The organism is Pseudoalteromonas sp. XMcav1-K (assembly GCF_044005875.1).
GTDB lineage: Bacteria > Pseudomonadota > Gammaproteobacteria > Enterobacterales > Alteromonadaceae > Pseudoalteromonas > Pseudoalteromonas spongiae.
The window spans coordinates 444,384-456,209 of sequence record NZ_JBIPJE010000043.1; the positions used below are offsets into that span (position 1 = coordinate 444,384).

Genomic DNA, 11,826 nt, shown 5'->3' on the forward strand with positions numbered 1-11,826 from the left:
TAAGGAGTGACATTAATGCAAAGTCAGTGGCTTAACTTACCCTGGATCAAAACCCAAAACGACAAAATTGCGTGGGGCAATTTAGCAGGTTCAGCCTTAAGTTTAGCAATTTCAGATGCGGTAAAAAGCCACGCTGGATTTAAATTAATTGTCACTCAAAACACGCAGCAGGCGCTTAAGCTTGAAGCTGAGCTAAATTACCTATTGCCAAGTATCCCAGTTAACTTATTTCCAGACTGGGAAACCTTGCCTTACGACCATTTTTCGCCGCACCAAGATATAATTTCCCAGCGCTTAAGCCTATTAAGTCAGCTTAGAAATCAGCATAATGGAGTGTTGATTGTGCCTATTGAGGGGCTTATGTTGCGTACCGCACCGTGTGAATTTATTTACGGTAAGGCAATCAAATATAAAGTTGGTGACACACTCGATAGCATGACGTTGCGCACCGCTCTCGAGTCGGTTGGCTATATCAACGTACAACAAGTAATGGCCCATGGTGAATTTGCGATTCGTGGTTCCATCATCGATCTATTCCCGATGGGCAGTAATACGCCGCTGCGTATTGATTTATTTGATGATGAAATTGACTCGATTCGCCAATTTGATCCGGAGACCCAACGCTCACGGGACAACATTCAAGAAATTGACTTATTGCCCGCGCACGAATTTGGTACCGACGAAGATGACATAGAGCGTTTTCGTATTAACTATCGTGAAACCTTTGGCATGGCGCATGAAAAAGGCTCTGTCTATTCACAAGTCAGCCAAGGTAGTTTACCCGCAGGTATTGAATATTATTTACCATTGTTTTTTGATAACACTGCAACCCTGTTTGATTATTTACCAAGTGACAACGTTATTTTTACCTTGGGCGATATTGAACACAGCTGCCGTGAAACTTGGCAAGATATTGAAAAACGCTTCGAAAATCGTAAAGTTGATCCATTACGCCCACTGCTCGAACCGTCAAAGCTTTATCTTAATGTAGAAAACTTATTTTCTGCGCTAAATGGTTCCCCGCGCGTTGCGCTCTCTCAAGCAATGCTTGGTACGAAAGCAGGCAATAGCAATATCGCCCTTGATGCAGTGCCTGATATCCGTGTAAACCATCAACTTAAGCAGCCGTTTGAACACGTCTTAAACTACATTAGCGCGTTAAAAAGTAATAACACGCGTATTTTATTTTCAGTAGAAAGTGACGGCCGCCGTGAATCATTATTAACCTTGCTGAAACCAACTGGGTTAAAGCTTTCAGAGTTCGAGTCTATTGATCAATTTGTAGCAGCAAACAGTGATGTTGGCTTAATTGTTTCACCGCTTGAGCAAAGCATTCACCTTACTACGCAGAACTTATGCATTATCACTGAGCAAGAGCTGCTTGGTGTAAAAATATCTCAAAGACGCCGTCGCAAACATAAATACGAAGTCAGTCAAGACTCAATTATTCGTAACCTTGCTGAACTGCAAATTGGTCAACCCATAGTGCATTTAGATCACGGTGTCGGCCGTTACCAAGGGCTAGAAACCATTGACGCCGGAGGTGTCAGTACTGAGTTTGTTACCATTCATTATTTAAACGAAGCAAAGCTTTATGTGCCTGTGGCATCACTGCATTTATTATCGCGTTATTCAGGTGGCGACTTAGAAACTGCACCACTCAATAAACTGGGCTCCGAAGCGTGGGAAAAAGCCAAACGTCGTGCCGCCGAAAAAGTACGCGATGTTGCCGCTGAATTGCTTGATATTTATGCCCAGCGCGAAGTTAAGCCTGGTTACGCATTTAATCACGACAGCAGCGCTTATCGCCAATTTGCCGATAGCTTTCCGTTTGAAGAAACCGATGACCAACAAAATGCCATTGGTGCCGTACTGAATGATATGCAAAAAGCACAAGCGATGGACAGACTTGTGTGTGGTGATGTTGGTTTTGGTAAAACTGAAGTTGCGATGCGCGCCGCGTTTGTCGCAGTAAACGACTCTAAGCAAGTCGCGGTTTTAGTGCCAACTACCCTGCTCGCTCAACAGCATTTTGAAAACTTTAAAGACCGTTTCGCCAACTCTGCCGTTGAAGTCGCCTTATTGTCGCGATTTAAAACGGCAAAAGAGCAAAAACAAACGCTTGAAGGCTTAGCAGAAGGTAAAATTGATATTGTTGTTGGAACACATAAGTTATTGCAGCAAGACATTAAGTTTGATGATCTTGGCTTACTGATTGTGGATGAAGAGCACCGTTTTGGCGTACGCCAAAAAGAAAAAATTAAGTCGCTACGTGCTGATGTTGATATTTTAACCCTCACCGCAACGCCAATTCCGCGTACGCTGAATATGGCAATGAGTGGCATGCGCGATTTATCAATTATTGCCACCCCACCGGCTAAACGTTTAGCAGTCAAAACCTTCGTTCGTCAAAGCGACGATGAACTGATTAAAGAAGCAATCATTCGTGAAATTAAACGCGGTGGTCAGGTTTACTTCTTACATAACAATGTTGAAACCATCGACAGCTTCGCAAACGATATCGCCGCGTTAGTACCTGAAGCAAATGTTCAGTACGCCCATGGGCAAATGCGCGAAAAAGAACTCGAATCATTAATGTCGGATTTTTACCACCAAAAGTTTAACGTGTTGGTATGTACCACTATTATTGAAACTGGTATTGATATTCCAACCGCAAATACCATTTTGATTGATAGAGCCGACCGTTTTGGCCTTGCACAATTACACCAATTACGTGGCCGCGTTGGTCGTAGTCATCACCAAGCCTACGCTTATTTGCTGACACCAAATGAAAAACTTATCAGTAAAGATGCGAAGAAACGTTTAGAAGCAATTTCATCACTTGAAGATCTTGGTGCTGGTTTTACTTTAGCAACGCACGATTTAGAAATTCGTGGTGCGGGTGAACTATTAGGTGATGAGCAAAGCGGTCAGATTGAAAGCATAGGCTTTAGCTTGTATATGGAAATGCTCGACCAAGCTGTTGAAGCGTTAAAACAAGGCAAAGAGCCAAGCCTTGAAAACTTGCTACGCAAACAAAGTGACGTTGATTTAAAAATTCCTGCACTTATTCCAAACGACTACATTCATGATGTAAATACACGCTTAAGCATGTACAAACGTATTGCAAGTTGTACTGATAAAGATGCAATGGATGAATTGTCAGTTGAATTAATTGACCGATTTGGTTTACTACCAGAAGCGTTGCAAAACCTATTTGCAATTCAACAACTCAAAATTACAGCCTCAAGCCTTGGTATAACTAAGATTGATGCCAATATCAAAGGCGGTTATTTTGAATTTGGCCAAGATACTAAAGTCGATCCGAGCTTTATTATTGGATTACTGCAATCCAATCCGCAATTTTATAAGATGGAAGGCGCCAGTAAATTGCGCTTTATGATTGAAGAAAAGAATAACCAAGAGCGCTTAAAGCTCGTGACTGCAATGCTAAGAGACTTTGCCCAAAAGGTTGTAAAATAATGATAATAAAATATGTTTTGCCGTTAAGCCTGCTTAGCGCAAGTTTTATGGCCAGCGCCAATTTACGTTGGTTTGATATTGAATTGATCTTTTTTGAAAGACCCACCGACAGCGAATTAAAAGAAGATCTTTCAGCCGAAGACTTCCCAGCGATTAACTACACTAACAGTAAAGACATTATCGCTGAAGCCTATCAAGAACTGCAAAATGTGAAATATAAAGAATGCATGGGTATCGAAGTCGATAATGAAAATGGCGACCAGATTGACGGCCTTGACCAGCCTGCCATTAGTAACGATGACGTTATTGAAGCGTTTGAGACATCATCACAAATTAATAACGATGATGAACTTGATAACTTAGCGCAGCTTGAGTGCCAACGTTATAGCAATGTAGCCGAATTAGAGGCGTTACCGCTTACCCCAGATGCACTGACGTTCGAACACACCGATTACATTTACTTGTTATCAAAAGAGCAGCTAGAGCTTAACGAAACCGTAAGCCGCTTAAAACGACGTGGCTTAACGCCGTTATTGCACACCGGTTGGCGCCAACCTGAAAGTAATATTCGTAACGCGACACCTATGTACTTGTATGGTGGAAAGAACCTATCGGCAGTTATTAATAGATCAGAAAATGAGAAATCACTTGAACAAATACTTAATGAATATACGCGATTTGGACAAAGCGAGGCAATTGATTTAAATGGCGTGCCGCAAAGTTCAGACATAGATGCGTTTCCAAACGATATTGTTAACAACGTTGAACCGTTCGAAAACACTCCTAGCCCGCTTTTAACTGAACAAACATGGCAGCTACAAGGCAAATTTAAAGTATTTATTCGTCGCAATTATCTCAATATTGAAGCCGATTTTGATCTTAACGAGTTAGTGGAACAGACCGTTGACAACATCAACTTTACAGATGGTGACAATGGCTTAGCTTTGCAACAACTCACTGAAACTGTATTAAAAACCGAACGATTTTCACAATTCCGTCGTGTGATAAGCTCCGAAATACATTATTTCGACCATCCAAAGCTCGGCATTATTATGCAAATTCGTCGTTATAACCATTAAGGACTTTGTCTTATGAAAAAATTATTTATTACTGCTGCTGCACTACTTACGTTAACTGCATGTTCAAAAGTGACCTTAGAAAACTACGAAAAAATTAAAGTAGGTCAAGACAAGCAAGAAGTTGAAGCGATCCTTGGCAGCGCATCACAATGTGAAGAAAAAACCATGCACACAGACTGTACTTGGGGCAATGACAGCACAAACATTAAGGTAACCTTTGTAGGCGGTAAAGTAACCCTTTACTCAGAGAAAGGCCTTTAATCGCTTATTGCCGATACCGTAAAAAAGCCGAGCTATCTCGGCTTTTTTTATTTTTAAATAACGCTAAGTTTAACTAATACTAAGCCGTAATTACCGCACAAACATATTTATTATTAAGCTAAGTGCATTCACATCTAACTGTTCTGAATACATATTTTTATGTGCGAGAAGCATCGCATAAATATTCAAATTGGTATAAGTTGTACCTTGATTTAACGCAAAGCTTGTACAGAAACTTATGAATATTCGCAATATTGACCTAAATCTGCTGGTATATTTAAACGTCTTATTAGAAGAACGAAGTGTTTCACGCGCTGCAAACAAGCTTGCTTTAACACAGCCAACGGTCAGTGCTGCATTAAAACGACTACGTGAATATTTCTCTGATCCTTTATTGGTTCGCACCGCAGGTGGCATGCAACCAACTGAAAAAGCATTAGCACTAAAACCGCAGATCAATGAGTTTATTCGCCTCAGTGAATCGATCACCCAATCCGACAGTCAATTTGACCCGGTTACTGCGCAACACACCTTTAAAATTTTAACCAACGATTATATTGAAAGCTGTTTACTGTTTCCGTTTATAGCGAAAACCGCTGAGTGTTATCCGAATATTAGCTACAACATTACGTCCCCTGGCGACAGTTCACTTGGTGAATTGCAAGAAGGCAGTGTTGATATCGCAATTAACCGCTTTAAACAAGCGCCGACGTCATTTCATCAAAAACGATTATGGCGCGATAATTTTAGGGTGATCTGTCATCAGGATAATCCGTTTGCACAAATGCCAAGTCTTGATAGCTATTTAACACAGCCTCATATTTGGGTGAGTCGCAGTGGTATTATCAGTGAAAACCGCATTTCAAAAGATAGTCATCCCAGTAAGCTTGGCGAGCTTGACGAAGCCCTTTGGCAGATGGAAAAAAAGCGTAATATTCAAATTTTTACCCGTCATTTTCAAGCACAAGCGTTAATCACCGGAAGTACAAGTTTACTGCTTACTATTCCTAACCGCTTGGCATTGGCGAGTTTTCAAAACGAACCATTGGTTACCCTGCCATTGCCATTTCAAATGGTGCCGCAAGAAATCAGCATGGTTTGGAGCCCCATAAAGCACTACGATCCTGCGCACACTTGGCTGCGCCAGCAACTGACAGAGTTTGCATCGAGTTTACCGAGTTAAACTTAGGTTTAGCACCGCAATATAGACAACATCTATATCAATAATTGAATTATTCAATTTTTAAATTTTGATTAGGTTAGTTACTCTTTTTGTTAAGGCAAATGCCAATTTATCAACAAAAACGAGGAACATTACAATGAGCTCAGGTCAATTTCATAAACATCAATTCTTATACATCGAAGAAAACTTATTTAACCAGCTAACAGCAACTTACCATTTAGATAATGCAGAATGTCAGGCGCAGTTTATCGAGAATTACATCAAACTATTAAAAGAATTTGGTGGCAAAATCAGAAAAGCGATTACTAAGCCGTGCGAACACACGATTAGCAATGAATCACTCTGTGAACTTGCAAGCGTTACAACACCAAGCATTACGGCTCGCCTGTTGGCTGGTGAAACATTAGAAATTAAAGATAAATACAGCTGTCCCACGCCAACGTTAGTATTTGCAGCTTTTATTGCTGCCGCAGGTAATGCGCAAGTCGTTGATGTTAAGAATATTGATGCAGCGCTGCTGTCGGTATATCAACAATGCGTTGATTACTTGCGACCGCTTTATCAATCACAACTAAAACTATCAGCCTAATGTTAAGGCTAATGTTTCTTGAAATTGCTTAAAGGATATCGTGTTATCCTTTAAGCTTTTTTCCGCCTCAAATAAACCCTTTGTTAGATAGTTAGCCGCTTCTAAACAACCCAAATGATAAAACAGCGAAACAACTGCATTTATCAGTGCAACTGGGGTTATCTCATCACTACCCACTAAACTGTGCAACGGTCCGTGTTTTGGTTCAAAAATACAGATGTCATTGCCAAAATTAGTTTGGCTTACCTTGTTTATTTGCCCTAAACTACCCGTAAAATATTCATTTAAAATGGTCGCTAAATAGTTCGCTGAAATATAAATGGTATCGCCCTGCTCTGTGCGGTTTTGCGTGAAAAACTGCAGCAAAGAGCACACATCAATTGCAATATCATCAACATATTTTGGCAATGAATCATCGTCTGAGTTTTGACTGTAACGCTTGATTGAACTGAGCGCCCAACGCACAACACTGCCCTCAGAAATCGGTAAACTATTGGCATGGTGCACTATAGTAATGTTTTTAATATTGCGCGATTTTGCGAGCTCAGTTGCAGAAGATAGCAACATATCTACGCCACTTTCTGAAATATACTTAAGTGCCATTACACTTTTTTCTGCCAGTGGCACCTTATTGACACCTAGCTCTTCTTTTAAAAATGTCGCAAGTAAATTGCCATCAAATGAATCCGTTTGCCACTCAAGCTTTATCGGTAAATCTTCACTGTTATCGCGCAAAACATAAAGAGAATTACCATTATGTGATACATATCGTGTATACGACGCGCGCAATCCAAGTTCGTGGCGTAGCGCAACATTAAGGGATTTAAAACCATAACCTATCGGTGCGGTAATAGGCCCTATTAATGCGCATTTGTATTGTTCAATTACATTCAATGTTTCTTCAGGAAACCAATCACCTTGATACTGCGCTGCGGCTTTCTCACCGCAAAGTACAGCTTTCCAAATAATTCTACGCTGCTCGCCATAGCACTTTTTAAGCACCTGATCAGCGACGGCACGGGCATAGCTCATTAACTCTGGGCCTACACCATCACCTTCAACATAAGGTACACAAAATTCTTGATTGGACTGGATTGTCATAGTGTGGTTGATTGATTTATTTTCCTACACTATGACAAATATGTAAGCTTAGGTTCAAGCTTTATAACTAAAGTGTTGATAAAACCTTAGTAACATGGCTTTGTCGTGCTCAGCGAGGTGCAACTTTTGGCCAAGTTTATCAATCAATTTAATCACCTTGTTAATGTAGGCAGCATACCCTGCTTTCACTACACAGTTTTCAGGCATGTAAAATACTAAATAGGCGTTACTGTTGATGTAGTCGTCGTCAATTAATTGGATCACTTCATGTTCTGTATTGCCAAAATTTAAACTCACTAGCTCACCGTTTTGATTAGCACTGCCTGAGACTAAGTTTGACTTAACAACCGGGTAGCGATTCGATGCAACATAGGCTAAATGACTGATGCCAGCTTCTTGTGCAAGTTGAATAAACAAGTGTGATACTTCACCATGTATCTGACTGACATCGTATTCATGATTCAGCACTTTTTCACTCAGTAGCTCACTAAAATTGGCTTTTACCACGATAAAGGCTTTACTGTTGCGCTCTTGCGGCAAGGTTAAACCAGAGCTTTCATAACGTTTTTCAATAACACGAAAACCATGAGCTTTCGATTGGGTAGCCGAAGAGTGCTTTTCAAGTCCGAAACTAATGTGTTGGTGATCTTGTAGTTTAATTGCATCAACAAAGCTAAACGCCGCTTTAATCTCATTTACCAACATCACAACTTTTTGATGAAATAACGCTGCATTTTCACGTAAATTTTCGCCGGTAGCGAAACACACTAAGCGAAAAGAGTGGATTGCGTTTGCATCGTCTGCACATACACCCACCACGCCTTTACTTTTTTCTGGGTTGTAGTAAACGATGTGCTGCTCATTAGTGGTGTTAATTTCATTATCAACACCATAACGTACTCGGATAAACTTGTTTGACGCAATCAAGGCAACAAAATCTATCTCATGGTTTGCGACAATACGTCTTACCTTGTTAAGCAATAACGAAAGTAATTCTTTTGGCGATGGGTTAAGTGTTTTGTCAGATAATTGTGCAACAAGCGCGTCATTTACCGCGATCTCCGCGATCACATACTGATTATCCCTTGAATCAGCCGGTACATAAACGCGATTATCTTGCTGCTTATTACGACTAATTAAACTTCTATTCCTGATGATTCCCATGTGCTTTCAACTCAATTGTGGATTTGCCGAGAGCTTAGGTGGGTTTAATGACAATTAGTTTGCAGTTTAGTGACAGGTAAATTAAATAGACGAGAAATGCATTCTTGAAGTAGTTTACAACGCATTTTATTCGATAATTAATGTCAAATATTACATTTGAATGACATCACAATGATCGTTTTGTGAATAAAAAAGCCGCAGGTTATTAACCTGCGGCTTTATCGCTAATTATTCTTAAATTAGAACTTAACGTTTACACCAGCGAAGAAACGACGACCAAGTACATCGTACGTGTACGGGTCAGTGTTTGAATCGTTGTTACCTGTGTAGTAAGGCGCTTGCTTATCAAATAAGTTGTTTACGCCAGCTTGTAATGACACAGTGTCATTAAGCATGTAAGAACCGCTGATGTCGTGGTAAACCACAGTACCAACACTTGGTACTAAACATTTTGCGTCTGCTTTTTGACATGAGTAGTCATCAACACCATCGATCATACGCGCTTCGTACTGTGCATCCCAGTTGTCGCCAGACACTTTAAGGTTTAAGTTAGTTTTTAGCTCTGCGTAGCTACCTAGACCCGAAGTGATTAGGCCTGCGTAATCTACGCTGCCTGCGCCTGCCGATTCAACTGTGTATTCGTCTAGAATTGTTACATCTAGACCAGTACGCCAAGCTAAACCAAGTGCGTCGAATGTATACTTGAAGTTTACATCGTAACCTTTAGTGTGCTCAGTACCAATGTTTTTAAGTTGGTTGTTAAACGTTACACGACGTGTTTTGTCGTTATATTTAACAGATGCGAACTGACATAGTGCTAAATCGTTATTAACGTTTTGACCTGTCGCATCAAGACATGTTTCAACAATGTATTGCTCGTTTTCACGTGCGATTGCGTTTTCAATTTCGATATCAAAGTAATCAACCGTCATTGAGAAACCGTCTAACCAAGATGGTGCATATACAAAACCAGCTGTTAGTGTGTCAGCTTGTTCTGGTGTTAGGTTTTCGTTACCACCAACCGTTACTTCAGCTTGCTTTTGAGCATATGGTAAATCAATTTGCTCAAATGACGGACCTTGACCTGCATATAGTTCGTTAACTGTTGGTGCACGGAAAGCGGTTGAGCGTACTGCACGAGCCATAAACTCATCATTTACACGCCATGTTAAACCTAGTTTCCACGTTTCGTCAGAACCGAATGTGCTGTAATCGAATGCACGTACTGCTGCACTTAAATCAACCATTTCTGCAAACGGTGCGTCAGCTAGAAGTGGTACTGCTAATTCAACGTAAGCTTCATTTACGTCAAAACGGCCGCCTGTAGGATCAACGCGAGGGTCGTTAGCTAAACCTTGTGATGTAAGTGAATCTGGCACATACCATGCTTTTTCTTCACGGTGCTCGATACCTGCAGCAAAACCTACGTAACCTGCTGGTAATTCCATTACTTCGCCGTTTAAACCAGCTGAAAGAACTAATAACTGGCTACCACCTGAGTTGTTTTCAGTGTAGTTGTAAGGCTTTAAGTTCTCTTTTGACCAGTCGCCTTGATCTAATGGGTTGAATTCTTGCTTGCTGATAGCGTCTTGAATTGAGCCCATGTTTAGTAAGTTTGTAGCGCGGTCAACTGAGTCGTTACGACCGAATACAACTGACGTATCCCAGCCCCAACCGTTATCGAATTCACCGTTTAAGCCAATTACTGCGCGAACTGTATCAACAACTTGCTCGTAACCACGAGGACCAACGTCAGTCATACGACGGCCGTAAGAGATCTCCTCACCATCAACTACACCGTGAGATAATAGTGAATCACCCATTGCGTCAGCATCGTATTTAAAATCAAACCATACTGGCTGTGGTGCCATTTGCTGATCTGACCAACGCTTTGAGTAAGTGAATTCAGTTACTAAACGTGTATCGTCAGTTAGGTCAAAGTTACCAACACCCGTTAGGTTTAAACGACGCATTGGCGTATATAAATAGCTCGCCTGTGAGAAGTTATACGCATCGTTTTCAGTTACATAGTCATGCCAGCTGCCGTCTGCGTTACCTTGAAGATCAGCAGTGTCACCCCATACGCGACCGAACGGTGAGTAAGGAGAACCACCACAGTAGAAGCTACCATTGTCGAAATCTTCTTCGATTGGACAATCAGAGAAATCGCGGTCCGCTTGAGACGCATCGCCACGGTCTGTGTATTGTAAGCCAATTACCACGTTACCGCGGTCAAAGCTTGAACCCATTGTGATATCAAATGATGTTTCGTCTGCATCGCCCTCACCGCTAATCGCGCCGTTAAGGTTCATATCTAGACCTTCGAAATCATCTTTTAAGATAATGTTTACAACACCCGCTACTGCGTCAGTACCGTATACTGCTGAAGCACCATCTTTTAGTACTTCAACCTGTTTGATCATTGACACTGGGATTGTGTTTAAATCAACGGTTGATGCAGCACCTGTACCTGAGTTGATCATACGACGACCATTAACAAGTACTAATGTACGTTGTGCACCTAAACCGCGTAAATCAACACGCGCATTACCACCAGAACCATTGTTTACTGCTGGGTTAGTCATTGCACCGCTTGCAGCAGTCATTTTTTGTAAAACGGCATCAATTGACGCTGCGCCAGAGGCACGAATTTCATCAGCACCAATCACTGTTACCGGGCTTGCTGTTTCCATATCAGTACGTTTGATACGTGAACCTGTTACTTCGATACGTTCTACAGCACTTGCTGACGTTTCTTCAGCTGCTACAGCATTATGAGCAGAGAATAGTGGAACTGCTGCGGCAATCGCTAAGCCCAATTTAGTTTTATTCATAATAAACCTTTATTAGTTGTCTAACCCTTTAGTTGAAAGCACTTCAACTAAGTGAATAACTTGTTGCATTACCCACTTTCAGATACAGATTGTTGTTCCTAAATTGACGCTAGAAACATGGCTTCGGATATA

Annotated in this window: 8 protein-coding genes; 5 read left to right on the top strand and 3 right to left on the bottom strand. The window is 41.1% G+C overall.

Annotated elements, in window-relative coordinates:
- Positions 1-15: 15 nt before the first annotated feature.
- The 5 genes from mfd to ACHSBP_RS12380 all read left to right on the top strand — a co-directional run bounded on the left by mfd (position 16) and on the right by ACHSBP_RS12380 (position 6,595).
- On the top strand, positions 16-3,483 hold the full coding sequence (gene mfd / locus ACHSBP_RS12360) for a transcription-repair coupling factor (RefSeq protein ID WP_395388971.1): 3,468 nt from the start codon (positions 16-18) through the stop codon (positions 3,481-3,483).
- On the top strand, positions 3,483-4,562 hold the full coding sequence (locus ACHSBP_RS12365) for a CsiV family protein (protein ID WP_010560205.1): 1,080 nt from the start codon (positions 3,483-3,485) through the stop codon (positions 4,560-4,562). Before mfd ends, ACHSBP_RS12365 begins: the two co-directional genes overlap by 1 nt.
- A 12-nt stretch (positions 4,563-4,574) precedes the next feature.
- The gene (locus tag ACHSBP_RS12370; protein ID WP_010560206.1) at positions 4,575-4,823 is read left to right on the top strand and encodes a hypothetical protein; all 249 of its coding nucleotides are present in this window, start codon (positions 4,575-4,577) and stop codon (positions 4,821-4,823) included.
- Between the two features lie 238 nt (positions 4,824-5,061).
- Positions 5,062-6,006 carry a LysR family transcriptional regulator gene (locus ACHSBP_RS12375; RefSeq protein WP_010560207.1) on the top strand — a complete coding sequence of 315 codons (945 nt, stop codon included), beginning with the start codon at positions 5,062-5,064 and terminating at the stop codon, positions 6,004-6,006.
- Positions 6,007-6,142: 136 nt separating this feature from the next.
- Positions 6,143-6,595, top strand: coding sequence for a hypothetical protein (locus tag ACHSBP_RS12380; RefSeq protein ID WP_010560208.1), 453 nt, complete (start codon positions 6,143-6,145; stop codon positions 6,593-6,595).
- Here ACHSBP_RS12380 and ACHSBP_RS12385 read toward each other — a convergent pair.
- From ACHSBP_RS12385 to ACHSBP_RS12395, 3 genes are all read right to left on the bottom strand, one after another.
- Complete coding sequence (locus ACHSBP_RS12385; RefSeq protein ID WP_010560209.1) at positions 6,587-7,696, bottom strand: isocitrate/isopropylmalate family dehydrogenase; 1,110 nt, start codon at positions 7,694-7,696, stop codon at positions 6,587-6,589. The genes ACHSBP_RS12380 and ACHSBP_RS12385 overlap by 9 nt on opposite strands.
- A 54-nt stretch (positions 7,697-7,750) precedes the next feature.
- Complete coding sequence (locus ACHSBP_RS12390; protein ID WP_395388973.1) at positions 7,751-8,860, bottom strand: DUF3083 family protein; 1,110 nt, start codon at positions 8,858-8,860, stop codon at positions 7,751-7,753.
- 239 nt (positions 8,861-9,099) lie between these two features.
- Positions 9,100-11,694 (bottom strand): TonB-dependent receptor, encoded by a 2,595-nt coding sequence (locus ACHSBP_RS12395; RefSeq protein WP_395388975.1) that lies wholly within the window; start codon positions 11,692-11,694, stop codon positions 9,100-9,102.
- Between the last annotated feature and the right edge of the window lie 132 nt (positions 11,695-11,826).

Coding starts and splice junctions, on each gene's coding strand:
- ACHSBP_RS12375 (WP_010560207.1), top strand. CDS start 5,062: ATGAATATTCGCAATATTGACCTAAATCTGCTGGTATATTTAAACGTC.
- ACHSBP_RS12370 (WP_010560206.1), top strand. CDS start 4,575: ATGAAAAAATTATTTATTACTGCTGCTGCACTACTTACGTTAACTGCA.
- ACHSBP_RS12385 (WP_010560209.1), bottom strand. CDS start 7,696: ATGACAATCCAGTCCAATCAAGAATTTTGTGTACCTTATGTTGAAGGT.
- ACHSBP_RS12395 (WP_395388975.1), bottom strand. CDS start 11,694: ATGAATAAAACTAAATTGGGCTTAGCGATTGCCGCAGCAGTTCCACTA.
- mfd (WP_395388971.1), top strand. CDS start 16: ATGCAAAGTCAGTGGCTTAACTTACCCTGGATCAAAACCCAAAACGAC.
- ACHSBP_RS12365 (WP_010560205.1), top strand. CDS start 3,483: ATGATAATAAAATATGTTTTGCCGTTAAGCCTGCTTAGCGCAAGTTTT.
- ACHSBP_RS12390 (WP_395388973.1), bottom strand. CDS start 8,860: ATGGGAATCATCAGGAATAGAAGTTTAATTAGTCGTAATAAGCAGCAA.
- ACHSBP_RS12380 (WP_010560208.1), top strand. CDS start 6,143: ATGAGCTCAGGTCAATTTCATAAACATCAATTCTTATACATCGAAGAA.